This is a genomic window from Pedobacter sp. GSP4, from assembly GCF_051857575.1.
GTDB lineage: Bacteria > Bacteroidota > Bacteroidia > Sphingobacteriales > Sphingobacteriaceae > Pedobacter.
In genome coordinates this window covers 575,911-602,356 of sequence record NZ_JBPZIR010000004.1, presented here as the reverse complement: position 1 = coordinate 602,356, position 26,446 = coordinate 575,911, and the positions used below count along the sequence as shown (strand labels likewise).

The following is a 26,446-nucleotide window of genomic DNA, read 5'->3' as shown; positions in this document are numbered from 1 at the left end:
TAACCCTGATTTTACATCAAAACTGTATTGGGATAATATTTCAAGGCATTGGGATTAAATAATTTTTAAGCTGCTGGCAGCCTTCCATCTTTGAGGCATCAATTATTAAAACAGACAATGAAAAACCTATTTTTTACTTTAGCTACCGTTACCCTATTTGTACTAAGCTTTAACCGCGCCAATGCACAGGGCATTAAAGTATCCGGAACTGTTACCGATAAAAGCAGTCAGCCTTTGGATTATGCTTCGGTTGCTTTGATCCAGCTGCCCGATTCGGTATCTGTTTCGCTACAGGCCACCAACCAAAAAGGCCTATATGAGTTTAATGCGGTTAAACCGGGCAAATATTTAATCAAGGCACTGATGATGGGCTACGCCAAAGCACAATCTGCAGTTTTCGAAGTGAAAGGCAACGCTGTACAGGTTACCACAATTTTACTGGCCGACCAGGCCCAGCATTTAAAGGAAGTAAATGTAATTTCTAAAATGCCGGTGATTGATCAGAAAGCCGACCGTGTGGTAGTTAATGTAGAACAAATGAATACTGCCGGCGATAATGCGCTGGAAGTCATCAGCAGATCGCCTGGGGTAAAGCTCGATAAGGATGACAACATAATACTGAAGGGTAAAAAAGGCATTAATGTAATGATTGATGGAAAAATGAGCTACATGAGCGGCTTGGAGCTTACCACTTATTTAAAATCGCTGCCGGGTTCAGTTTTGAGTAAAATCGAACTGATATCCAATCCACCATCTTCTTTTGATGCTGCCGGAACAGCAGGCATTATCAACATTAAATTAAAGCGGAACAAAATGCAGGGCTTTAACGGAAACATGAACCTGGGTGGTGGCTACGGCCGCTACGAAAAAGCTTTCGGCGGGGTTAACCTTAATTACAATATTGGCAAGGTAAGCACCTACTTGCGCTTAAACGGGGGGCATTACAATTCGTACAACAGATTAACCCTAAACCGAACCATTGGCGAAGAGCAATATAACCAGCTTAATTTCTGGCATCCGGTTACCAACAGCTTAAATTACTCAACAGGTGCCGATTACTTTATCGATAAAAAGAATACACTGGGCATTATGGTAAAGGGTTACACCGCACCCGAAGAAACTAAAGTGAACAGCAATTCGGTAAACTACGGGGCCAATGGCGCTAAAATGGGCGGAACGGAAATGTTCAATCCACAGCGCAATACCGAAAAAAACCATGCCCTTAACTTAAACTATCGCCTTAAAACAGATACATTGGGCGGCGAACTGGGCTTCGATGCAGATTATGTGCGCTATGACAACAGCAAGGATGAAACTTTTACCAATAACTATCTTGATGCCAACGATCTGCCTCTGGGCAACCCTGTCGACCTGCGCAATAAGGGTATGGGCCAGGTATCTATTTACTCGCTGAAGGCCGATTATACCTTAAATTTTACTAAAACCCTAAAAATGGAAACCGGCTGGAAAAGTAGTTGGGTAAATTCGCAGAGCGATGTACGTTTCGATTCGTTAAAAACGGCCGGCTGGATCAATGATCCGCGCAGAACAAACGAATTTTTATACCACGAAAACATTAATGCGGGTTACCTTTCTTTGGATCAGAGCTTTAAAAACCTGCAGATCAAAGCTGGCCTGCGTGCAGAGCAAACATTGGGCAATGGCCGTTCATCAGGAACCAATACCCTGATCGACAGAAAGTACTGGAAGCTTTTTCCAACGGTTTTTGTTTCTTTAAAGATCGATTCGAACAATCTGGTAACCGCAGCTTACCGCAAAAGCATTAACCGTCCATCGTACAGCAGCTTAAATCCATTTACCTTTTATACCGATCCGTATACGGCATTACAGGGAAACCCTTTGCTGCAGCCATCATATGGCAATAGTTTCGAATTTAACTATTCAATAAAAAACTTCAGGGTGCTTACCTTAAGCTATTCGGTTAGCGATGGTTCGATATGGGAAGTGGTTTACCAGAACGATGCCACAAAGGAAAGTATATCCAGACCTGAAAATCTAAACCGCACCACAAACTTTTATGTGGCTACAGGAAGTCCTTTCGATATAACCAAATGGTGGAACAACAGTACCGAATTTTCAGCTGGCTTTAACCGCACCAACTCAGCTGTACAGGGCAATGGTTACAACGCATTTTCATGGAACTGGTCGGTAATGATGGATAATACCTTTACGCTGCCTAAAAACTATAGCTTAACAACTTACGCTTATTACGATTCGCCTTCTGTTTCGGGCCTGTTTCGCAGTTTGGGCAGTTACCAGCTTAATGTTGGTGCAAAAAAAACATTCTGGAAAAAGAACGCCACTTTAGCTTTAAAGGTAAACGATGTATTTAACACCAGCAGGTTCAGGGCCAATTTGGAGTACAATAACATTAAAACCTTTTGGCAGAACGAATGGGAAAGCCGTAGGGTAAACTTAAGTTTTACTTACAAATTCGGGAATATGAAGATTAAAACTGCCCGTAGCCGTAGAACCGGAACCAGCGACGAAGAGAACAGGGTTGGGAAGAATTAGGTGCTCACCTAACAATAAAGGCTTTCAACTTCGTTCGGCATGGCAAATAATTAACCATGTAAGAAATTTAAGGTCATATGAGCTTACTTGGCCTTATATTTCTTACATGGTGAAAGCACTTATGCATGGCAGCTGATGATTTATTTCTAAAAGACCCTGAAATAAATTTACTGCGTAGCTTTCCGCTGCGCTACAGGTCAGGGTGACGCCTTCTTTTGGGAAACTACCAACTCAATAATTCACATATTTTTCCTCAAAACTACCGTCATCGTATAAATCGATCAGGCCGTAACCTGGGGCAGTTTCCCTCCGGTTGCCTTCCCACCAGGCGCCAGATACAGCACCGTTACACAAATAGGTTACACCATTATACACCACTTTATCGCGCATGTGCAGGTGGCCGCTTACGCAAAGCTTTACGTTGGGATATTTGTAAAAAAGGTTGATGATCTTCGCCGTATCGGTATGCATATCGCCACCCAACATGGTCCATTTGTTTACAATATCATCCTCTATCATTAAAAGCGCGGTAAGGATAGGAATATGCGACATTACCATAACAGGCATATCGGCACTGGTGTTTTCGAGTTCGGTTTTCAGCCAGGCCAACTGCGCTTCGCCCAATTTACCGATGTACCAGGTATTATCAATATCCAGGTGGGTGCTATCCAACACCATAATTTTCCAGCCATTCTGCACCATACTGTAATAAGGTTTAACCAGCTGCAATTTATCCATTGCATATTTTTTACCGTAAAAAACATCGCCTTTGGTGTTTTCATTCCACCAGATATCGTGATTGCCCAGGCAATAGCGCACCGGAATATTGCACTCACTCTTCATGGTATCGTTTACCAGTTTCCATTGATCGTTAATGGTACTGATATTTTCTTTGTTCATGTCGAAAACAATGTCGCCACCGTTTAAAATTAGATCTACTTTAGGCGATTGCGATTGCAGATGGTGCAGGCATTTAACAAACCTGGCTGGGGCATTAAATTGATTTTTAAGGTGTACATCGGTAATGTGTGCAACCCGCAATACAGCTTTTTTATCAGTTGCAACAGCGATTGCCGGTAAGGTTGGCAGTAAAAATAAACCACCGATATTTTTTAGTGCAGCTCTTCTTTCCATCTCATTTTCTTGATTGGGTTCAAAATTAATGATGCAATGTTGCCTTAACATTAAGAAAAAGCGGCGCAGGTAATTATTACTTGCGCCGCTGACTTAAGTTTTTGTTTAATTTACTTGCTTAACTGGTAAACCTGGATAATCTTTTCGAAAATCTGATTATTGGGATACACGCCCATAAAAGCAGCTGAACCAGGCCCATAGGCAAATACAGGCACCATAATATTGGTATGATCGTCGGTGCTGAAGTGCCCGCGGACCATTCCTTTTTTATAAGCAGCATCTAAAAGCGATAGTCCGCCAGTTTCATGATCGGCAGTTACCACAACCAATGTTTCGCCATCCTGATCGGCAAATTTTAAAGCTTCGCCAACCAAGCGGTCGAAATCCTGCTGTTCGGTTACTGCAAAAGGCAGATCGTTGGCATGCCCGCCATGATCAATCTGTGCACCTTCGGCCATAATGAAAAATCCTTTTTTGTTTTTAGAAAGCAATTCAACTGTTTTTAAGAATGATGTTTTAAGCATCTCTCCTCTTCCTTCCAATATTTTACGTGTTACCGAATCATCAAGCAGCACAAGCTGTTTAGCCGCATTTGATTCCGTAAAACTTTTTAGGTTTTGCTGAAAAACATAACCTTTAGCCAAGATTTTGTCCATCAGTTTTTGATCTGGATTTTCGGTAAAACTTTTACGTTTAGACCCTACCAGGACATCAACATGGCCGTTTAAAAAATCGGCTGCAATTTCGTGCGTCATGCTACGCTCAACCTGATGGGCGTAAAATGCTGCCGGAGTGGCATCGGTAATATCTCCACTGCTGATGATCCCACTCTTGATGCCATAGCTAGCTAAAACATCTGGAATAGCCGCTAACGATTTACCGTTAGAATCGACACTGATGTACCGGTTATTGGTTTTATGACCTGTGGCCATGGCCGTTGCCCCAGCTGCCGAATCAGTAAAATCTGAATTGGAAGCCTCTGTACGTGAAAAACCGATATGCCTGATCTTGATCATATTGGATTGACCGAAATTGGCACTTAACCCGGCCTGGATCTGGGCCAATCCCATTCCATCGCCAATTAAAAGGATAACATTTTTAACTTTAGTTTTTAATCCATCGTTTTTATAGCTTGGCTGGTAAGGTGTATAGCCTTTATTGCTGCTGTACTCCAGTTTGGCCCTGTTCTGATAAAAATCTTTTAACAATGCCGGATGATCGGTACCAACCCAATCCACGCCAATATGTTCCAACTCTTTCCAGCTGTTCGGACTATCTTTGGTTGCCCAAAAGCGGAAAGGTTTACCCAGGGCATGTACCTTGGCAATTACGGCTTTCATTTTTTGCAGATCGGTTGGGGTTGGTGTTCCTTTTCCGTTCCATACCGAGTAATGCGAAATATCATCACTGATCATACCGATGTGCTGCAGCTGGCCGCTGGTATAATTATTCTCCGGACGGCCATCAAAACTGATGATGGATGGATAGTCGGTAAACTTTTCGGCAGGCGGAACATCTCCGCTCAGTACAATTTTAATGGCCGATGGATTGATCTGTTGATCGAAAACAGGCTCAAGACCTTTCAGGTCAGTCAATAATTTTGCAATTACATGGTTATAATCGGCTTTGATATCGATTACCAGTTGCAGCTTCTGCTTTGGATCGGGGTAAGGATGGTTGGCATTTTCCTTAAAAAAAGCCACCAGAGGATCGATATATAACTTTTTTAATGTTTTACCGGGCCTAATCTCGCTGCTTTCGTGGGCAACAAACAATTCGCCGTCGCGGTAAAACACATCGGCCTCTATCGAACCCATACCGGCATAATAAGCTTCCAGCAAGGGAATCTGCTGTTTGTAATCGTTGTGGCTATGGCCATTGCCAACATTCAGTTTCTGCTGTGCAGAAACCGAATGTATGCTCAAAGCCAACAGTAAAAAGCAGATCAGTCTGTTCACTTTTACCATCCTGCATTTTGTTTAATCACCCCCGCACTGTTATCAATCTCTCTTTGTGGCACGGCCCAAACATCGTGTACCTGTGGGTTAAATGCCCTTGCAGGCCAGATTACGCTGCCATCAAAATCGTGCAAAGGTTTTGCATAGGCAGTTTGCGCATCTCCCCATCTTACCAAATCGCGGTGACGGTCGGCCCATTCGCCGGCCAGTTCGTTACGGCGTTCGCGTTTCAGGTCGGTAATGGTCATACCGGTTTTAGCACCTAAGCCTGCACGAAGCCTGATTTTATTCAGTTCTGTATCGCCTGCACCAGCTCCGCTCAAATTAATGGCAGCTTCTGCTTTAATCAGCAATACTTCTGCGTAACGCATCAGCGGCACATTTAAATCGGTGGTACCGTTATCCCCATTGGGATTAACATGTGTTGGTATTGGGTTTGCGTAAGAGAAAGGCTCCATATACTTTTTAAACTGGTAGTTAGAAGTTGCCCCTGCATCTTTTGTAAAGCTGCGTTCGCTACCGAAGAACATAAATTTATCGCCAGGTTTTAAAATGGTTGCTTCCCTGCGCTGATCGCCAGCTTCATACGAATCGTAAAGTTCTTTGGTGGGCAGGTAGTATCCCCATCCATTGTAAATACCCCAGGCTTTGTTGGTTAACATTACGCCCGGAAGTTTGCTTCCCCAGCCTGTACCACCACCACTTGGTGTACAAACCACCGACCAGATATATTCTTTAGACCAGTTATTTGAGGCTTTAAATACATCTGCAAAGCCGGTATTTACCAAATCGTGCTGACCTGAACTGATTACCATATCGGCATATTTTGCAGCGTTGGCATAATCTTTTTTGTACAGGTACACTTTAGATAGATAGGCCCAGGCGGCAGTTTTATGTGCTTTACCGTAATCAGCAGGTTTCATTGCCGAAAACATTGGAAGGTTATCGGCCGCTTTTAATAAAAGTGAAATGATGTAATCGTAATTTTGATTCACATTACCTGCACGGGCAATAGGCAACGATGGATCGCTCTCGGGGGTAACAATAGGCACCCCTGCTTTATCGTTTCCGTAGTTGGCTGCCAATTGGAAATAAACCAGACCGGCGTTAAAGTAAGCATCGCCAATAATCTGTTTCTTTAAGTTTTCATCCATTGGGATAGCCGGAACATTGATAATAATATCGTTAGCCCTTTTAATAATTGCATAGCGCATGCTCCATTGCGATTCGGTATAGCCGCCACCAATGTAAGTACGGTTAAAATTTTTAATGTTATCGGCCTCTGGCTTGTTACGGCCGGTAACCATATCATCGCTGGCATTGATAAACCAGAACATTCCACGTCCGTAAAAATCTTCGGCATTGTAGTTTTCATACATCCCTGCCTCGGCTTTTATGGCGTCTTCTTTTGTTTTCCAGAAATTCTGTGCCGAAGGAGATCCTTCGGGCATAATATCCAGCTGTTTGGTACACGAAGAGAGAACAGCCAGGGCGGCAATTGCCATATATTTAAAATTCGTTTTCATTGTTGTAATTGGTGATTATAGATTTACACTTAAACCAAGGATAAAGCTTCTGGCCTGTGGATAACGGCCAACATCAAGACCATTGTTGTCCATTCCGATTTCGGGATCAAAGCCTGAATAATCTGTTATCGTAAAGAGATTATTTGCAGTGGCATAAAGGCGTACTGCTCCGGTTTTTAATTTGTTGGTAAGCGATTTTGGCAATGTGTAGCCCAAGGTTACATTGCGGATGCGCAGGTAAGAACCATCTTCGATGTAAAAATCAGAAGCAGCAAAGTTTCCATTGGCGTCGCTTGTTGAAATAATCGGCACTTTTCCGTTAGGGTTTTCAGGCGACCAGGCATCCAGTATACCCAGCAATTTGTTGTACGATGGTCCGCTGGCACTGTAGGTGGTACGTTTAACGGCATTAAAAAGCTTGTTGCCCTGTACACCCTGTGCAAAAATGTTGATGTCGAAATTTTTATAGCTGGCATTAAAGCTCAATCCGTAAGAAAAATCCGGGTAGGCACTGCCTGCAAAATAACGGTCGTTACCATCAATAGCACCATCACCATTAATATCAACAAATTTAAAATCGCCGGCTTTTGCATTTGGCTGTACTTTCTGCCCCTTTGCATTTTTATAGTTATCAGCTTCTGCCTGGCTCTGGAAAATACCGTCTGTTTTTAAAACGTAATAGGTGTATAATGGCTGTCCAACCCTAATGGTAAGCGGGGCAAGCTCATTACGGAAATTGGTACCAACGGCAATGTTTTCTAAACCAGGCGCCAGCTCCTGTACTTTATTGTTAATTTTGGTCAGCGTTGCATTTACCGAATAAGTGAAGGCTGCATTTTTATCGCTGTTATAGGTTAGGCCCAGCTCAATACCTTTATCTTTTACAATACCGGCATTAATGGTCTGCGTGTTTAAGCCTGCAGTTCCAGGCAATGATCGGGTTAAGATCATTTTATTGGTTTCTTTGATAAAGTAATCGGCATTAAGGCTTAATCTGCCCAATACAGTTACATCGGCACCAAAGTTTGTTTGCTTAGATTCAGCCCACTTTAGGTCCTTATTGGCCAATACCGTTTGTACATAACCATTTTGTAGGGTTGGCGTTTGCCCGAAATAACTTTGTGTTGGCACTAACAAAGGGTTAACGGCATCGGTACCCAGTGCGCCCAAATTACCCAGAAAGCCATAACTGCCCCTAAGTTTCAGTTCGTTTAACCAGCTTACTTCTTTAAGAAAATCTTCTTTGCTGATTACCCATCCCAACGAAGCTGAACCATAATATCTGGTACGGTTTTTTTTGTCCAGCAACGAAACTCCATCCTGGCGGCCAATTAATGAGAGCAGGTATTTTTCGTTGTAGTTATAGTTTGCCCTTAAAAACAAAGATGACAGTGCGCGTGCACCATAACTGCTAGAAGATGGCTGAATTACCGTAGCATTCATTAAATACCTGTACTGATAAGCTTCATCATCAAAGCCAGCACCTGATGCAGATAATCCCCTGCTTTGTGTTTTCTGGAATGAATAGCCTCCGGTAAGATCAAGCTGGTGCTTGCCAAAAGTATTTTTATAATTTAAAACCTGCTCGGCAAGGAAATCGTTGCTTCGGCTGCTGCTTTCTTGCAAACTGTTGCTCAAAACGGGTTTACCAACCTCTGGTCTTTTAGGGGTAAAGCTTTTAAAGGCTGCATCTGTTTTAGTGATGCTTAAGTTAGACCTGAAAGTTAAACCTTTAGCCAGTTTTAGGTTAGCATAAGGGTTAACCACCAAAACATTTACGGGGTTGTTGATATCGATACGGTTTAGCTCGGCAACCGGATTAATGATATCGCCATAATCGCCTGCATACTGCCCGCCGGGTAAGCCCGCAAAATTGCCATCAGAGTTGTAAGGCGTTCCGTTTGTTGGGTAATAAATAGCCGAAAGTAAAGCTCCGGTATAATCGCTACTGGTATTGGCCCCGTTTCCGTTCGTACTGCTGTATGATAGGTTTTCGCCAATTTTTAACCAATTGGTTATTTCATGTTCGGTATTGATCCTAAAATTATAGCGTTTGGTTTTGGTATTTAACACAATACCTTCGGCGTTGCGGTAGTTAAAGCTCAAATAATAGTTAGATTTTTCGCTTCCACCGTTTATTGCGGCATTATAATCCTGTAATAAGCCATCTCTAAAAACTTCGTCCATCCAGTTGGTACGGGTAACCTGCCCATCCGGATATTTCGAGGCATCGAAAGCTGGCAATATGGTTGTGCCACCATTTTTGGCTGCTGTTGCTGCAACCTGTGCACGCTGCGTTGCGTTTAGGGGCTCTAGTTTTCTCCAGGCGCTCTGCTGTCCAACTTTGGCATCAAAACTGATCTGCATTTTACCGCTTTTCCCTTTTTTTGTGGTAATCAGTACCACACCACCCGATGCCCTTGCACCATAAATAGCAGCCGATCCATCTTTAAGTACCGATATAGATTCGATATCGTTAGGATTAAGCTGTGGTGTACCCGAAAAAATAGAACCATCAATTACATAAAGTACGCTTTCTCCGTTAATACCACCGGCACCGCGGATATTGATACGTGGAGGAGAAGTTGGATCGCCACCTTCGTTGGTTACCATTACACCGGGAGATTTTCCGGCCAATACCTCGCCCACACTGTTTACAGAGCGTGATGAAAGTTTATCCAATCCAACAATAGTGATTGCACCGGTGAGGGTTTCTTTCTTTTGGGTACCATAACCTACCACTACCACATCGGCAAGTGTAGAATGCTCTTCGCTCAGCATAAGGTTAATTACCTGATTTTCGGCCACTTTCACTTCTTTGGTACGGTAACCGATCATAGAAAAAGAAAGTACTGCATCTGCACCAACTTCTATGCGGTAAGCGCCGTTGCTATCGGTTATGGTACCGCTTTGGGTACCCAATACTTTTACCGAAACGCCTGGCAACACCTGCCCGGTCGAATCGCGTACTACGCCGGTTACAATGCGGTCTGGTTTATTTAAAACAATGTTATTGAGGATTACGTATCCTCCCTTTTCTAAAACCTGTAAACCAAGCCTATCCAGCATGGAGCGTACAGGTTCTGTTCTAAAATCGCCACTTAAAATTGTATTTTTTTGTTGTAGCAGGTCGGGGTTGTATACAAAGCTGAGTCCGGTACGCAACTCAATTTCTTTGATAATCTCGGTCATTTTTCGGCCCTTGTTTATCGTTATACTTACCGTGGTTTTCTCTAGTCTTTGCGCCATTCCGGCCGAGGCCAGAATTGAACTGCAAAATATGCAGAGTACCGAAAATGTTAAACATGCGTATTTCATGATCTTATAAAGCGCTGGTGTCCGCTTAGCGGAGATTGTTTTCATTAATAATTTGTTTGATTTTATTTTTGTAAAGCTTTAATTATGCAGGCCTAATGGCCAGAAAGAAATTACGGTGGCCGATCTGATCGGTACCGCCAGGGATCTCAATATTATATGCTCATCTTATCTGTAAATTTTAAATGTTTTATGATTTTTTGATCCATTGAACCTGATGTGGTGAAGGCTGCAGATAATATCCAGAATCTCTTCTGGCGATTGGCCACTGTTAAAAGTTGCCGTGCTTTTTAGCTTGCCCAATGCCGCATCGCCAAGCAGAATTTTAATGTTGTATAAATATTCCAGCTTCTTGATAACCTGATCCAAAGTGGCGCCTTCAAAAGCAATTGCTACCACTGCCACAGGATTGGTTTTACCTATTGCAGCCTTACCATCGCTTTTATTGTAGGTTAAAAACTCATTTTTAACCAGCGTAGCTAAGTTTTTGTGCTTCATGCTTACAGCGACCTTTCCTGTAACCACCGCCACCTCGAGCTGTTTACTGGCGCGGTAAGATTTAACTTTGAACGAGGTACCCAAAACTTTGATGTTTATACCATCGGCAGTATGCACCGTAAATGCTCTTTTTTCCTGATGCGCGACATCAAAAAAGGCTTCGCCCTCGCTAAGTACCAACTGGCGGCTGTTGGATGCAAATACCTTTGGATAACTGAGTTTTGCCGCTGGTCCCAAAAACACCACCGACCCATCCGGCAGGGTAATGCGTTTATGCTCGGCTGCTTTGGTGTTTACCGTAACCAGATTTGCAGAAGACTGTACCGGGGCCTGAAGTTTCCAGATTACTAAAGCCGAGCCAATAATAAGCAATATGGCAGCTGCTGCCAGGATAAAAGTTTGTAGCTTTAGCACTTTGCCGTATTTGGGCTTTTTATACATGGCTGCCTTAAGGTTAGCCAGCATCTGCTCGCCAATGGCCGCTTTTTTGCTTGCCACCAATGGAGCATCCTCCCGGTTAAGCGAAGCATACCATTCCTCAACCTTTTTTTGTTCGTGGGGGCTGGCCTGTTGATTTAAGTATTTTTGCAGCAGCTCCTTTGCCTGTTCTTCTGTCATCTAAATACATGTCAGTTAAAAAGCAAGAGGGTACTAACCAAAAATGTTATCTATAAATTAACTTTATGTTAAGCCGATCAGCGCTGCGATGAGCAAGATATAGGAAAGGCTTTTTTTAAGCAGTTTTAAGCCCGCAGAAATCTGGTTTTTAACGGTTTGGGCCGAAAGACCCAACTCTGAAGCAATTTCCTTGATCGATTTTTCCTGCTTCCGACTCATCGAAAATACCTGTTTCATTTTTTCGGGCATGAGAGCAATGGCCGCATCCAGCTCCTGGTGGAGTTCCTTTAAAATTACTTTATCATCGGCCGCAGCAGTATCCTGCCCATCCATTAGTATAGTAAGCGCGCTATGGTGCTGTGCTTTAAGCGTTCCCGAACGGAAATAATTAATCACCTTATATTTTACGGCACCATGCAGGTATGCGCCAAGGCTTCCGGATAGCTGGAGTGTTTTGCGGTTTTCCCAAAGTGAAATGAAAATTTCCTGTGTAATATCCTGTGCCAGCTCTTCATCCCTGATTTTTTTAAAGGCAGTATCAAAAACATCTTCCCAATAAATTTGGTAGATTTCTTCCATTGCACGGTGATTGCCGCGCTGCAAAGATGAAAGTAATGTCTTATCCAATAGTTGCTGCTTTATAATGCGCAAAGCTAGCAGCCTAATATTCCCTTAGTATTAATAAATCTTAAAGGTATGATGGAGGAGGGAGAGGTAAGATGGAAGATGTGAGAGGGAAGATGGGTGGATTCTGCGTTTATCAGCGATATTTGCGGGAGCAATTAGGCAATTGGTTTCCCGCAGATTTAAGAAGATTACCGCAGAGCCTAGATGTGAACAACAGTATAGTTTCGTCATCTCGACTGAAACGCAGTGGAATGGAGAGATCTATCTCGAGAAAGATTTAGCTTCGCTGAGCCTTCGGGTTCTCCACTTCGTTGCACTCCGGTCGAAATGACGGACAATCTTTTACCCAAACAACCCTGCAAAAATTTTATTCGAATGCAACTTTGCCTCATGATCATAAATATGCGAAGTGCCCATTAGCTCATTCACACCATATTTCTCCACAAAAGCACTTAGGTTTTCTTTAATGGTTTCGGCACTACCGATAAAAGAATAGTACAACATCTGTTCTACAGCTTCTTTCTCCATGCGGTCCCAGTATATATTAATGTCATCAACAGCTGGTTTCAACAATTCTCTTTTGCCTGTAATTACGCCCAAGAACATCCGCTTTACCGAACTCGATAAGCGTTCTGCTTCAGCATCAGTATCTGCTGCAACTACGTTTACACAGGCCATTACGTAAGGTTCTTTCAAAATGGCAGAAGGCTTAAAGTTGCTTCTGTAAATGGCTATTGCCTGTTCGAAATAGGTAGGTGCAAAATGGCTTGCAAAAGCATAAGGTAAACCTTTTTCAGCCGCTAAACGGGCACTATCTGTGCTCGATCCCAGTATCCATATCGGAATATCCAATCCTTCGCCTGGGATAGCCCTTACGCTGGCGCGGTTATTCCCAGCAGAAAAAAACTGCTGCAGCTTTTCAATATCCCTCGGAAAATTGTGAACGGCGTTAAAATTTTCGCCACGTATAGCCATTGCGGTTACCTGATCCGTTCCAGGTGCCCTGCCCAAACCCAAATCAATCCGGTTTGGATAAAGTGAAGCCAGCGTTCCAAACTGTTCGGCAACAATTAAAGGGGCGTGGTTGGGCAGCATGATCCCTCCCGAGCCTACACGTATACGTGGTGTGCCACCAGCTATATACCCAATTAGTATTGCGGTTGCCGAACTGGCCACGCCAGCCATGTTATGATGTTCTGCAAACCAATAACGGGTATAACCCAGATCATCGGCCTGTTTAGCCAGCTCAAGACTGGTTTTAAAGGTATCTGCTGCGGTGTAACCATCTAAAACGGTTGCCAGATCGAGAACAGAATAAGGTATATTTTTTAAAATGTGATCAGCCATAAATCAATAGGGAAAAATTTATGGTGTAAAAATATCTTTAATAAAAAACATTAAGCTTATGCTAAACTTATAATGACGTTTAGCCCACACTAAAACATTAAGATGATAATTGCCGACTAAAAACCTTCTATTTGGAACATTAAAGTACCAGTAGCATCCAAACGTTGCAGGCAAAATGGCCTGAGTTGCCCAATGGTGCCGAAAGCTTTTTAAAGCCTGCCTTTTCGTACATGTAAATTGCGGTACTCAGCTCAGGGAACGATTCTAAATAAACCTCATTGTAACCAAAGTGCTGTGCCGATTCGATACTTTTCTCCATCAGCAGTTTGCCTATTCCTTTTCCACGCGATGAGGCGGCAGTATAGAGTTTTACCAGTTCAACACAACCTTCTGGCAAACCTGCCGTAGGGTAAATGCCGCAACCACCAATAATTACCCCATCTTCTTCTGCCAGCCAATAAGCCGAGCCAGATTGCTCGAAAAGTGCAGCAAGGTCATCAGTAGTTGGGTCGGTATAAACAGTACCAGGCTTATCAATTTTAAACTCCCTCAAAATTGTTCTGATCATTTCTGCGGTTGCTTTATTATCTGCTGCTTCTATCTTTCTAATGCTAACGGCCATGTTGATTTGTTTTTTGGCAAAGATAAGTATTAAGATTAATTGAATAATTTATATTGTTTAACCCTCTTAACAGTTTGGAGTTCGGGGTTTGGGCTTTGGAGACAGTAAACCAGTTCAAACAATTAACCGGGCTTCGCAGTTTTCAGTTGGCGGTTTTCAGTTAACAATATAGCAATCAAACAGTTTAGCAATTAACACGAACAGTTAACCGGGCTTCGCAGTTTTCAGTTGACGGTTTTCAGTTAACAATATAGCAATCAAACAATTTAGCATTTGATACAAACAGTTAACCAGTTCAAACAATTAACCGATTAACCCATCCCAATTACCCCCATCTGAAATAGTTTTAGTATTTTGGCGTTATGATTAACATGAAAAACACACTAATGATCTGCCTGCTTAGCATCACGATGTTTGGCTGCGGTATTAACCGACAGGCACAGCAAATAAAAGCTCTTGAAGATTGCACCTATAAAATTACTGGTGTACAAAATGTATCCATAGCCGGTACCGATGTAAAAAAATTAATGGAGCAGCAAAGTTTCAGCTTAACCAGTTTACCGGGGGTTGCCCTTGGCCTATTGCGTAAAGATATTCCGTTAAGTGCCAACCTGAATTTAGAAATCACCAATCCATCTAACAATTTAGCCGCCATTAACCAATTTGAGTATAAAATATTGGTTAACAATACCGATTTGGCTGAAGGCACTATAAACCAGAATGTAAGCATTGCCCAAGGACAGAAAGTTATTGTTCCGGTACAATTGGTAAGCAATATTTATGGTTTGGTATCAAAAGGAAATGTATTTAACGATATTATCAAAGCCGCTCAGAAAGGTTCATCGGCCAAAGATGAAAAACTGGGTTTGTTAACCATTAAAATTAAACCAACTTTTATGTTAGGTAATACGCCATTTAAGTACCCAGGCTACATTACCATTAATAAGGATATCAGCAGTAAAATATTATTGTAAGCTGCTGACTAAGAAATCAGATTAAAGAAATGCCCAACACGAAGGGAGTCAAGTTTCAAAAACTTGACTCCCTTTTTTATTGCCAGGCAATCTATTAGGCAATGGATAAGCGTCTCTGACCCGCGTTTAGCGTGAGTCTTGTTAGCCACAGATCTCACAGATCAATAATGATAGCGAATAACCTCAATATGTCTTGATCCTACAGCTATCGGATGCAGTAGAAGGGCTATCTAAACGGATAAAATCTGCTTGAATCTGCGCTTTTTATCTTTTTAAATCTGCGGGAATGTTTGTAATTCTTTTTCCCGCAGATGCAATGGAAAAGGAACGCTGATTTACGCTGATCCTATGAAATATCTAAAATCGACAAACTGCTTAAAAATAGCCACGGAAACACAGAAAACACGGAGTACCGTCGACGGTTTAACCACAGCCCGCTCACATAGCTCTGAGCACCGTCCACATACTCAAGAGCTTCGCCTACCCTGTTGAAACAAGATATCTTTAATAAAAAAAGCCTGGCTAATCAATGATTAGCCAGACCTCCTGCTCAATATAAGTATTAGAATTTTTTATCAGGGGTCATTACCATGCCTTTAAACCCTTTTGGATCTAAGCGTTCGCCGATATCTTTAATTTCGGCAGCAGATAATTTTGCCGATAGCGGCACTGTTTGTGTATTTAGGCTTGAGGTTTTTGCTGCAGGAACCACAAAAGTACCTGTTTTGGCATAGGCCAATGCGTAGGATAGTAAAACTTCTGATTCATCGCCCCAGGCCCTTTTAAAGTCATCGGCCACAGCTTTATCAACGGTTAAGCCCGAATAATACCCGCCTTCGCCAGCTTGGTTTTTGGTTTCAAATTCGGGGATGTACATATCCAGTTTATCAATCCTGATCGGAAAAAAGCCCACAGGCTTACCATAAGTGGTTTCGCCAATCAGTTTCACCTCCATTACAGGCTTTAAGCTATTAATGGTTAGCTCGCTTGCCGAAGCGGTATTACCGCTTACAATAAAATAAACACGGTTTAAGGCCAAAGCACCCGATTTAGCGAATTTCTCGATGTTATCAGAAGAAGTAGGCGAATAATTTAAATCAGCATAGGTAGCATATTTACCATTAACACCTGTTGTAAAATCCTGTAGTTTACCCGCATCATCCAACAAAGGCTGATGGGCCAAAACCGAAGCTTTACGCTGTGCTGTTGTTAATGTTTGCAGATAACTGTTATAGTAATAGGTAAACATGGTATTGCCAGTTTGCGCAGCTGGAGCAGCCAGGTTAATAATCTGGGCAGCAGTAGATACATATCCACCACCGTTGTAGCGCAAATCTATAATCAATTCGCTCACTCCCTGCGTAGCAAAACCCGAAAAAGTGCTGTTTAAAGCAGCAGTAGCATTATTGGTAAAGCTGTTAAAAACAATGTATCCGACTTTTTTGGTACCCACCGTATAAACATTAGTGTACAAAATCGGGTTAACGGTATAAGTCGAACTGGTAATCACGGCTGTTTTTACGGCTTGGTTCAAATCGGTATAAACCAGCGTTACACTGGCATTCGAGCCAAAAATAGCATCGTTAATAAAATTGATATTGGTTGAGCTGGTAGAGCTTAAATTTGTGCGGCCATTAATGCTGGTGATGCGGCAGCCCCTGGTTAAGCCCTGTTGTGCAGCAGGTGAATTCGGATATACATATTTAACCCTTAAATCATCAACAGCGCTGTAATTTACAGAAAAGCCATAATCATTGGCCGAGCCATTTACGTCGGCTTTTAATGCGCCTGTTTTACCTGTGGCTGCCGTATAATCAAAAAAGGAATATTTAGGTTCCGACGAATTGCTTACATACTCATAAGGTTTATTGGTTAATGGATCTTTAGAATATTGGGTCAGGGCATAAAGCTCGGCTTCGTTTGAACTATAACCCCGTGGATTAAATACCGCATAGGTAGGCAATGTGGTGTTCCAGTAATACAGTTCCTTGCTGTACAAAAAGATCGAATCTTTGGTCAGTTCGGCACGGGTGCCTGTTGGGGTTGTTGTAGGCGGATCAGGTGTTGGTATTACATCGGGAGCGTTGCTGCTCTTTTTACAGGCACCAAGTGTACCCAAAATTAAAAGGCCAGACACTAAGAGGCAGCTCAATTTATTGTTTTTCATGTATTTGGATAATATTATACTTTATATACGTACCAGGTGTATGTTCAGTTGTTTGCTGGCACCTACCAACAACTAAATTTAATTCAAAATATTGTGCAACTGTAACAATGTATCGTTAAATTAGGTAAATCTACCGATTAAATTACTTAATGCTGAGATAATTAATGATGATAACAAATAAATAATATACGGGTAGCAACTGATAAATATACAAAATTTCAGCCTTAAAGTTAAACCCTTCTGCCCCCTTAAATTGTCGCCTTTGCACCGCTAAAATCAACCAGATCTTCAACAACTTTGTTTTATAAATTGTGAGTTATGAGCATTTCAGCAGTTAAGGCATTTATGGATGCGTTAGATCATCCCTTGAAAAAGGAAATGGAAAAGGTGATAGAAATTATAACTGCCGCCAGTCCGAAAATAGAAAGCAGTATAAAATGGGGAGGACCGAGCTTTAAGTTTAAAGAAGATATGGCCACCATAAACCCCAAAATTAAAAACTACGTAGTGGTTGTTTTTCATAAAGCCTCGCTACTGAATGATGATTTTGGCTTTTTAGAACCACAAACTAAGGGAAAGGCCTATGCTAAATTTTATACAATGGCCGATGTAGAACAACATGCCGCGGCCCTAACCAAATCGGTAAAGGCTTGGATAAAACTAATGGAGAACCAATAAATAAACAAAACCATGGAAAAAATCGAATTTAAATCCACCATTAACGCCAGTGCAAAAAAAGTTTGGGATGTTCTTTTTGGCGTAGAAAGCTATCCGAAGTGGACAGCTGCTTTTGCCGAGGGATCTTCGGTAGAAACCGATTGGAAAAAAGGAAGCCGGGCCGTGTTCGGAGATGGCAGCGGAAATGGAATGGTAGCAGTGATTGAAGAAAATATACCCAACCAGTACCTATCCATCAAACACCTGGGCGAATTAAAGGATGGTAAGGAAAATTTGAACCAAGACTGGAACGGGTCATTGGAAAATTATACCCTTCAGGAAAAAAATGGACAAACCGAACTTACCATAGATATGGACATTAGCGATGAATGGAAAGCATATTTTGAAGAAACGTGGCCAAAAGCATTGAATAAAGTTAAAGAACTGGCAGAAAACGAATACCATGTTGAAACGTAAAAAAGCGCATCATAAACCTAAAATTATCATTATGAACCTCCCGACGAAGAATCGTGACAGCTAGCTGAAGGACCTGATTAATGCCTTGACATTTCGACAACTTGTCCAATTTATCGGGAGGCTCGATAAAACAATCCGGAGCAAATTCTTACTTATGATATAGCGCTAGCATCTCTATACATCCAATTGCTGCACGAATTTAGTGCTGATGCATACCCCTTAAAATTTGATCTGCAATTTTTCAGAAACCAGCAGATTATTTTTATAATATTCGAAAAACCAGTCGCCGTTCTTTTTTAAAACAACCCCGTTAGTGCTTCCTGCATTGGCAATAAAGCAATCGGCTACTGAGGTTTTAAGCAAGGTCATCACAATTTTGGGTTCTGTATCTACCAATTTAAATCCATTGTTAATGGGCTGTGCATATAATAAAGTCTCTGATGGTCTTTCTTGTACAGCTGCGGGCTGGCTTGCAACCGCTGCAGCCGCTTTAACCTCTTGTGTTGGTACTCCAGCACTTTGTTCAGCAACCGCCGGTGCATTTCCGGCAGCATAACGAAAATCGCCGAACGAATCAAAAGCATCCCTCAGTGCAGCGGTATAAGCAGGCTGATATTCTTTTTCCCTGCTCTTGCCTTCCTTGCTTTTTAGTACCACCGTACCCTTACAATCTTTGAGTAAAAGCGTAAGGCTGGTTACAAACATGGTATTTTTCTCCTGCATATCAACAGTCAAAGCTTTGCACCTATCTGTGGCAATTTCGGTCGGCAGTTCATCATTATCGAAATATACAGTAAATCCCTTTCCTTCAAACAGGGCTTTGGTAAGGCCGTTCAGGTTATATTGATTGGCTTTTTTGAAAAAGCTGAATTTCTCGGGAACGATTAAATATTTGTAATTGTTGCTGAGGGTTTGTGCCTGTGCAGCAGCAGAACATGCCAAAAGTATAATAAAGAGATATTTTTTCATAACGTGGATTTAGGATCATGGAGATTCTGGTTCAATTTATACAATGGAATGGAAAAAATCAAATCAATTCTCCGCACAATTAAGGTTCTAGATCAGAATTGGGATGATTGCACAGCATTGGTAAAAAGGAATGGTAAAAAACCAAAAAAGTCCCGATGAAACATCGAGACTTTAAGGAGTGGTGCCACCTGGATTCGAACCAGGGACACAAGGATTTTCAGTCCTTTGCTCTACCGACTGAGCTATGGCACCCCGTTTGGGATTGCAAATGTAGTATTCTTTTTATTAAATGCAAAAAAGGTTTTCAAATTTTAAGCTAAAAATAGTTGAGCCAGCCCACCAAAAACAGCCATCTTTTTGATAAGCAATAAGATGCGGGCAAATATTTTTTTTTTCAAAAACACATTATAGGCTTAACCAATACAGCTTTCAAATATTCAATATGCAAACCCGTAAATTTTTATTGGCTTAGGCAAACGTACCCACATCGATTTGATCCGAACCAGAAAGCTAGAAAGAAAAAGCTATAAAACCAAAAAAGCCTCTCATTTCTGAAAGGCTTTTGGAAGTGGTGCCACCTGGATTCGAACCAGGGACACAAGGATTTTCAGTCCTTTGCTCTACCGACTGAGCTATGGCACCATCCGTTTGGGATTGCAAATGTAGTGTTCTTTTTCCAAAAGCAAAACTTTTTTTCAATTATTCCAGTGTTGCACTGATTATCAATTAATTAATTTTCATCCCATCCAAAAACCATCACTCAATCGTGCTTAGAATGAATACAAACAAAAAATTTTATTATATTTTTTATGCATGCATAGTAATTTATTTAGATTAATATCCTAATTTAGCGTAAACAATCTAATATTGCATGGTGGCACAGATCCTCTTTCTAGTACTTACACTTGCAGCAATTGCGCTGTTTACAGTTAACCTGCGTAAAATAATTCGCAATATCCGATTAGGAAAACCGGCCGACCGCACCGATCAGCCCCAAAAAAGGTTAATCACAATGCTGTGTGTGGCATTTGGTCAATCTAAAATGGTGGTCCGCCCCATTCCTGCATTTCTTCACTTCTTTGTTTACATCGGTTTTGTCATCATCAATATCGAAGTATTGGAAATCATGATTGATGGCTTATTCGGAACCCACCGTATTTTTAATGGCCTGGGTGGCTTATATAACTTTTTGATCGGATCTTTTGAAATATTGGCTTTCACCGTTTGGGTTTCGTGTGCCATTTTTCTTGTACGCAGAAATATTCTTAAAATTAAGCGTTTCAGCGGCGTAGAAATGAAAAGCTGGCCAAAATCGGATGCCAATTATATCCTCATTACCGAGATTTTACTCATGAGCGCTTTCCTGCTGATGAATGCTGCCGATGCGAAACTGCAACTTTTAGGTGCCAGCCACTATGTTAATGCAGGTGCTTTTCCGGTAAGCCAGTATTTGATCAATCTTTTACCATCAAGCGAGGGTGCTTTGGTCATGATCGAACGCAGCTGCTGGTGGTTCCACATTATCGGTATCTTGGCCTTTTTAAATTACCTGCCTTATTCCAAACATTTCCATATCCTGTTCGCCTTTCCGAATACTTATTTTTCAAACCTCGATCCTAAGGGCAAATTTACCAATATGGCTTCTGTTACCAATGAGGTTAAGGCCATGCTCGATCCCTCGTTTGTACCTGCTGAAACAGCACCGGGAAAATTTGGCGCTAAAGATGTAACCGATTTAAGTTGGGTAAACCTGATGAATGCCTATACCTGTACCGAGTGCGGACGCTGTACCTCAGTATGTCCGGCAAATATTACCGGTAAATTGTTATCGCCGCGCAAAATTATGATGGATACCCGCGATCGGATTACCGAAGTTGGGCAGGGCATTGATAAACATGGTGCCGAACATCAGGATGGCAAGTCGCTGCTGGACGATTACATCAGCCGCGAAGAAATCTGGGCCTGTACCAGCTGTAATGCCTGCGTAGAAGCCTGCCCGGTTAATATCGACCCATTACAGATTATTACAGAACTGCGCCGTTTTGCAGTAATGGAAGAATCGCAGGCGCCAGGAAGCATTAATGCCATGATGGGCAATATCGAAAATAACCAGGCCCCTTGGAAATATTCGCCTGCCGATCGTTTCAATTGGGCAGAGGGCTCTTAGTCTTGAGTCCAAACTCATTAGTCTTAAGTCGTGGAACAATCAAAACGATTGAGCAATTTAACAATACAATTAAACAGTTAACCAATTTAAACGGTTAACCTTTAAAATACGAGTAAACATGGAATTTAAAGTACCTACAATGGCCGAATTAATGGCCGCAGGTGAAGAACCAGAAATATTATTTTGGGTTGGCTGTGCCGGAAGTTACGACGAGCGGGCGCAAAAAATTACCCGCGATATCTGCAAGATCTTACATCATGTAGGCATAAAATATGCCGTGTTGGGAACCGAAGAAAGCTGTACCGGCGACCCTGCAAAACGTGCTGGCAACGAATTTTTATTCCAGATGCAGGCCATGACCAATATTGAGGTATTAAATGCGTACAACATTAAAAAAATTGTAACCGGTTGCCCACACTGTTTTAATACGATTAAAAACGAATATCCGGGCTTAGGCGGCACATACGAAGTAATTCACCACACCCAGCTGATCCAAGACCTGATTAACGAAGGAAAACTGAAAGCAGAAGGTGGTGAGAGTTTTAAAGGTAAAAAAATAACCTATCACGATCCATGCTATTTAGGCCGTGGAAATGGCATTTACGAAGCACCCCGGAAAGCTCTAGAGGTACTTGATGCACAACTGGTAGAAATGAAACGCTGCAAAAGTAATGGCCTTTGCTGTGGTGCTGGCGGTGCGCAGATGTTCAAGGAACCTGAAAAAGGAAATAAAGACATCAATGTAGAGCGCATTGATGAGGCTTTGGAAACAAATCCGCAAGTTATTGCAGCTGGCTGCCCCTTCTGTATGACCATGCTAAGCGATGGCGTGAAACTAAAAGATAAAGAGCAGGAAGTTAAGGTATTGGATATTGCCGAGATCACGGCAAGAGCGAATGGGTTATAGTTATTAGATTAACCACATAAGTAATCGAAGAAAATATAAGTCTTGGCCATGTGCCGAGACTTTTTTATTAGCAGTCTTCACTCATCCAAATAATAGATTAGTCACCAGATTTCACTTCTACTTTGGGTGCTTCGGCTGGCGGCAGTTTAACAATCCTCTCTAAATTTTCCCTGATCTGATTTAAATCTTCTGCCTCTATATTTTTAAGCGGAATAATAATCTGTGTAGCCATCGAATCAACATCGCCTCCCTTATCCTTATACGTCTGTACAATTACATCGTCGCCTTTGGTATGGATGTACAACTTGCCAGTGGCAGTAGAACCATAATAATCCATATCCTTAAATTTCGACAGCTTAAATGCGAAATACTCTGTTTTACCTTTATTAAAATAACGTTTGTAACGGCAAAAGCCACTGTTGGTAACATTTAGTTCGTAACGCTTGATCAGGCCGCTTTCCTGTGCAGAATCATAGTGATCGGTAAATGTTTTTTGCAAAGAACCTACATACTGTTCGAGCGGTTCGGGATCGGAAAAAGCATAAAAAAACACACATAAAGCCGAAAGAACGCATATTTTCAAGCAGAGTGTAAACTTTTTCATAAGGTTAGCGTTTTAAACACAGCAAATTAATTAAAATCATAAATTTGTATATGAGTTTTTCTCCACAATCAAGAGTTTGGATATACCAAAGCGACCGTCCTTTTACTGCTTCAGAAGAGGCTGGAATCTTAAATAAATTAGCTGCTTTTACGCAACAGTGGAAAGCGCACGGCAATGAACTGCTGGCAAAGGCCGAAATCCGCTATGGCTTTTTCATTATCCTTACCGTTGATGAAAGCCAGGCAGGCGTTACAGGCTGCTCCATTGATAGCTCAGTTAGGTTGATCAAAGAGATTGAACAGGAATATCATGTTGATCTTTTTAACCGTTTTAATATTGCCTACAAAATCGATAATGAAGTAAAGGTTCAGGGCAAGGAAGATTTCGAAACCCTGGTAAACATTAAACAGGTAACTCCAGAAACAATCGTTTTTAACAATATGGTGCAAACTTTGGCCGAACTGGATAGTAAATGGGAAGTTCCATTTAAAAATAGCTGGCACGCTTCGGTTTTTGCACATTTGCTTTAACACGAAAAACTACCAAACACTTTTTAAATTGATTTCTGTACAGCGCTAGCAGTCAGTTATTGCCGGTGATTGATTTTGAGAAAGGCTGGTAATTGTTTTTAACAGCGCTGATGGCTCAATCATTCTTAAAACTTTTAACTCTATTTGCAACTAATTTTCATTATCGCTCAAACAATTAGCGATCAAAAAACATTATATTGGTTAAATCAAAATAATGTGTATGAAACGCTGGCTCAAAATCTCTTTAAAAATATTAGGTGTTTTTGTTATCCTTATTATATTAACGTGGTTGGCCGGAGCGTTCTACATCAGCCGCAATAAAAAAGAAGTATTAACCTCTATTTTGGGGCAACTGAACAAAAACCTAAATGGCGAAATTACTGCCGCCAGCATGGAGCCTACGCTGCTTAAAAGCTTTCCCGGCGTATCGGTTTCCCTTAACAATGTGCTCTTAAGAGATAGCTTATGGGCAAAACACAAACACAATCTTTTAAAGGCGCAGGATATTGATGTATCGCTGAATGTACTCTCACTTATTGTTGGCAGTGTAAACATCAGGCAGATTGCAATTAATAACGCGGCCATCTATATCTATACCGATTCTGCCGGTTATAGTAATACCAGTATTTTTAAAAGCAAACCTTCAACCGAGAAAAAAACATCATCAAAGTCTTCTGCATTAGAGGTTAAAAAGATTGATTTCAATAAGGTAAGCCTAGTTATCGACAACCAAAAAAGACATAAACTATTCAATTTCAATATCGATCAGATCCAGGGCCGGATGGAATATCCGGATAGCGGCTGGACAGGTAAAATCAAATTAAAAACCCAGGTAAACAGTTTTGCCTTTAATACGCGAAAGGGAAGTTTTTTAAAGGATAAGAGTTTGGCCGGAACCTTATCTGCACACTATAGCAAAAAATTAGATGCCGTGATATTAAATCCTGAGATATTGAATATCGGCGGGCACCCCTTTAAAATCGGGGCTAAAATAGACCTGGATAAATCGGCTTTCGCTATCAGCATTGCTGTTGATGATATCTTATTTAGGGATGTTGCCCTGCTCCTATCGCCGAATATCTCATCCAAGCTGTTAAAATTCGGCATAGAAAAACCGATTAACATCCGCGGTAATATTATGGATGATGGATCGGGCAAGTATGGAGATCCTTTAATCAAGGTAGGCATAACGGTTAGGGATAATGTGGTTTCTATCCCCGCTGGTAAATTAACAGCCTGTAATTTTGATGGCTCTTTTACCAACCAAGATACCGTTGGCGGCATTATTGGCGACGAAAATTCTTCAATTAAATTCCATAAGCTTACCGCAAAATACTTTAATGCCCCTTTAAAGATCGATACTTTCACGGTAAATAATTTAGCCAGACCAATTGCAACAGGACTGGTAACCTCGCAGTTTCCGCTATCAAACCTAAACAACTCTTTAGGTACGCAGGATTTTGATTTTAAAAACGGCACCGCCAATCTAAGGCTTTACTGCCAGGCCGATATTGATAATTTCCGTTTTACCAAACCTGTAGTTTCGGGCAGTATCAAAATTGCAGATGCAGATATTCTTTATGTGCCCAGAAAACTGCACCTGGTAAAAAGTGCCCTGAACATTAATTTCGATCAGAACGATCTTTCGATCCAGAACGGACATTTCCAATTGGGCAAAAGCGAGCTGAACGTAAACTGTAGCATTGCCAATTTCGCTAACCTGTACTACACCGATCCGGATAAAATTATCGTAAACCTGAATATGCACAGTCCGCAGTTATACCTGAACGAATTTTTACCATTTCTTGGTCCACGCAGTACAAAGAAAAAAGCTTCTTCTGTCAACTCAATGAAAACCGCTTCTAAAGAATTGAGCAATGTTTTGGAAGTATCCAAAATGAATATCAAACTTACCGTTGGCAAAGCTATTTACGATAAATTTGTAGCCAAAAACCTTCTCGCCGATATTTCTTTACGCGGTGAAGGGATTTATCTCAACAAAATAAATGTTTCTCATGCAGGTGGTACACTTGCGCTCGATGGCAATATTATTCAGGAGCCAAGTTCCAATAGCTTTAAAATCAATTCGAAAATCAGCCATGTAAGCGTTAAAGATTTCTTTTACTCTTTTGATAACTTCGGACAGAATACCATCACCAATAAAAATTTAAAGGGTTATTTGTCTTCATTGGTCAATATTTCGGGCCGCATATCCCATACCGGTAAAATACTTCCGCGTTCTATTAATGGCAAGGTTGTTTTTAACCTCAACAATGCAGCATTGGTTAATTTTGACCCCATGGTTAAAGTCGGAAAATTTGCCTTCGCCAACCGAAATCTATCTAATGTAGAAATTAAAAACCTCGATGGCACCTTGAATATCCGTGGCGATAAGGTCGAAATCAGTCCGATGCAGGTTAACTCCAGCGCACTGAATTTTAATGTAAAAGGAATTTATGCACTTGGAACCGGTACAAATGTAGCGATGGATATTCCGCTCAGAAACCCTAAAGGCGATGAAAACCTAACCAAGCAGGAAAAAAGAGAAGCCCGTATGCGCGGTATTGTACTCCACTTAAAAGCTGTAGATGATGAAAAGGGCGGAATAAAAATCAGGTGGAACAAAGATCACGACTAATCGTTATTGAATGATTGAGTTTTGAATGATTGAATGTATTTTCACTGTTCGGAATCAATTATCTGTAAGCAGTTATGCAATATTTACCCATTTCATCATTCACTAATTCTATTATTCACTCACGCAATCATTCACTCATTCTATCATTCACTCATTCTGTCATTCTATAATTCTAC

Annotated in this window: 19 protein-coding genes and 2 tRNA genes; 8 read left to right on the top strand and 13 right to left on the bottom strand. The window is 41.4% G+C overall.

The window, feature by feature from the left end; translation table 11 throughout:
- The first annotated feature begins 117 nt into the window (after window positions 1-117).
- The gene (locus ACS5PU_RS13490; RefSeq protein ID WP_439459694.1) at window positions 118-2,535 is read left to right on the top strand and encodes an outer membrane beta-barrel family protein; all 2,418 of its coding nucleotides are present in this window, start codon (window positions 118-120) and stop codon (window positions 2,533-2,535) included.
- A 231-nt stretch (window positions 2,536-2,766) separates the two neighbouring features.
- Here the strand turns inward: ACS5PU_RS13490 and ACS5PU_RS13485 are convergent, their stop codons facing one another.
- From ACS5PU_RS13485 to ACS5PU_RS13450, 8 genes are all read right to left on the bottom strand, one after another.
- Window positions 2,767-3,669, bottom strand: coding sequence for a metallophosphoesterase family protein (locus ACS5PU_RS13485; protein WP_439459693.1), 903 nt, complete (start codon window positions 3,667-3,669; stop codon window positions 2,767-2,769).
- A gap of 110 nt (window positions 3,670-3,779) precedes the next feature.
- A complete protein-coding gene (locus tag ACS5PU_RS13480) occupies window positions 3,780-5,636 on the bottom strand; it encodes an alkaline phosphatase (RefSeq protein WP_439459692.1) in 1,857 nt (618 codons plus the stop codon).
- Window positions 5,630-7,153, bottom strand: a complete 1,524-nt coding sequence (locus tag ACS5PU_RS13475) for a RagB/SusD family nutrient uptake outer membrane protein (protein ID WP_439459691.1) — start codon at window positions 7,151-7,153, stop codon at window positions 5,630-5,632. The genes ACS5PU_RS13480 and ACS5PU_RS13475 overlap by 7 nt, the downstream gene beginning before the upstream one ends.
- Before the next feature lie 15 nt (window positions 7,154-7,168).
- Window positions 7,169-10,516, bottom strand: coding sequence for a SusC/RagA family TonB-linked outer membrane protein (locus ACS5PU_RS13470; protein ID WP_439459690.1), 3,348 nt, complete (start codon window positions 10,514-10,516; stop codon window positions 7,169-7,171).
- A gap of 120 nt (window positions 10,517-10,636) precedes the next feature.
- On the bottom strand, window positions 10,637-11,584 hold the full coding sequence (locus ACS5PU_RS13465; protein WP_439459689.1) for a FecR family protein: 948 nt from the start codon (window positions 11,582-11,584) through the stop codon (window positions 10,637-10,639).
- A 63-nt stretch (window positions 11,585-11,647) separates the two neighbouring features.
- The gene (locus tag ACS5PU_RS13460; protein ID WP_439459688.1) at window positions 11,648-12,211 is read right to left on the bottom strand and encodes an RNA polymerase sigma factor; all 564 of its coding nucleotides are present in this window, start codon (window positions 12,209-12,211) and stop codon (window positions 11,648-11,650) included.
- Between the two features lie 342 nt (window positions 12,212-12,553).
- Window positions 12,554-13,558 (bottom strand): LLM class flavin-dependent oxidoreductase, encoded by a 1,005-nt coding sequence (locus ACS5PU_RS13455; RefSeq protein WP_439459687.1) that lies wholly within the window; start codon window positions 13,556-13,558, stop codon window positions 12,554-12,556.
- A 139-nt stretch (window positions 13,559-13,697) separates the two neighbouring features.
- On the bottom strand, window positions 13,698-14,180 hold the full coding sequence (locus ACS5PU_RS13450) for a GNAT family N-acetyltransferase (protein ID WP_439459686.1): 483 nt from the start codon (window positions 14,178-14,180) through the stop codon (window positions 13,698-13,700).
- 371 nt (window positions 14,181-14,551) lie between these two features.
- Between ACS5PU_RS13450 and ACS5PU_RS13445 the strand changes: the two genes are divergently transcribed.
- A complete protein-coding gene (locus ACS5PU_RS13445; protein WP_439459685.1) occupies window positions 14,552-15,154 on the top strand; it encodes a hypothetical protein in 603 nt (200 codons plus the stop codon).
- Between the two features lie 562 nt (window positions 15,155-15,716).
- On the opposite strand, the gene ACS5PU_RS13440 is transcribed toward ACS5PU_RS13445, so the two are convergent.
- Entirely contained in the window at window positions 15,717-17,321 is a 1,605-nt protein-coding gene (locus tag ACS5PU_RS13440; protein ID WP_439459684.1) for a S41 family peptidase, read from the bottom strand.
- Window positions 17,322-17,639: 318 nt separating this feature from the next.
- Here ACS5PU_RS13440 and ACS5PU_RS13435 point away from each other — a divergent pair, with 318 nt between their 5' ends.
- Both ACS5PU_RS13435 and ACS5PU_RS13430 read left to right on the top strand, forming a co-directional pair.
- Window positions 17,640-17,999, top strand: coding sequence for a DUF1801 domain-containing protein (locus ACS5PU_RS13435; protein ID WP_439459683.1), 360 nt, complete (start codon window positions 17,640-17,642; stop codon window positions 17,997-17,999).
- A 12-nt stretch (window positions 18,000-18,011) separates the two neighbouring features.
- A complete protein-coding gene (locus tag ACS5PU_RS13430) occupies window positions 18,012-18,455 on the top strand; it encodes an SRPBCC family protein (RefSeq protein WP_439459682.1) in 444 nt (147 codons plus the stop codon).
- Window positions 18,456-18,674: 219 nt separating this feature from the next.
- On the opposite strand, the gene ACS5PU_RS13425 is transcribed toward ACS5PU_RS13430, so the two are convergent.
- From ACS5PU_RS13425 to ACS5PU_RS13415, 3 genes are all read right to left on the bottom strand, one after another.
- Window positions 18,675-19,424 (bottom strand): hypothetical protein, encoded by a 750-nt coding sequence (locus tag ACS5PU_RS13425; protein ID WP_439459681.1) that lies wholly within the window; start codon window positions 19,422-19,424, stop codon window positions 18,675-18,677.
- Between the two features lie 179 nt (window positions 19,425-19,603).
- Window positions 19,604-19,676 (bottom strand) — tRNA-Phe (locus ACS5PU_RS13420).
- Between the two features lie 317 nt (window positions 19,677-19,993).
- Window positions 19,994-20,066 (bottom strand) — tRNA-Phe (locus ACS5PU_RS13415).
- Window positions 20,067-20,295: 229 nt separating this feature from the next.
- On the opposite strand from ACS5PU_RS13415, the gene ACS5PU_RS13410 reads away from it, so the two are divergent.
- Window positions 20,296-21,591, top strand: coding sequence for a 4Fe-4S dicluster domain-containing protein (locus ACS5PU_RS13410; protein WP_439459680.1), 1,296 nt, complete (start codon window positions 20,296-20,298; stop codon window positions 21,589-21,591).
- Between the two features lie 118 nt (window positions 21,592-21,709).
- Window positions 21,710-22,498: a (Fe-S)-binding protein gene (locus ACS5PU_RS13405; protein ID WP_439459679.1), complete on the top strand. Its 789-nt coding sequence runs from the start codon at window positions 21,710-21,712 to the stop codon at window positions 22,496-22,498.
- 97 nt (window positions 22,499-22,595) lie between these two features.
- Here the strand turns inward: ACS5PU_RS13405 and ACS5PU_RS13400 are convergent, their stop codons facing one another.
- Window positions 22,596-23,102: a hypothetical protein gene (locus ACS5PU_RS13400; RefSeq protein ID WP_439459678.1), complete on the bottom strand. Its 507-nt coding sequence runs from the start codon at window positions 23,100-23,102 to the stop codon at window positions 22,596-22,598.
- Window positions 23,103-23,152: 50 nt separating this feature from the next.
- On the opposite strand from ACS5PU_RS13400, the gene ACS5PU_RS13395 reads away from it, so the two are divergent.
- Both ACS5PU_RS13395 and ACS5PU_RS13390 read left to right on the top strand, forming a co-directional pair.
- On the top strand, window positions 23,153-23,632 hold the full coding sequence (locus tag ACS5PU_RS13395) for an ABC transporter ATPase (protein WP_439459677.1): 480 nt from the start codon (window positions 23,153-23,155) through the stop codon (window positions 23,630-23,632).
- A gap of 220 nt (window positions 23,633-23,852) precedes the next feature.
- Complete coding sequence (locus ACS5PU_RS13390) at window positions 23,853-26,270, top strand: AsmA family protein (RefSeq protein ID WP_439459676.1); 2,418 nt, start codon at window positions 23,853-23,855, stop codon at window positions 26,268-26,270.
- Window positions 26,271-26,446 lie beyond the last annotated feature (176 nt).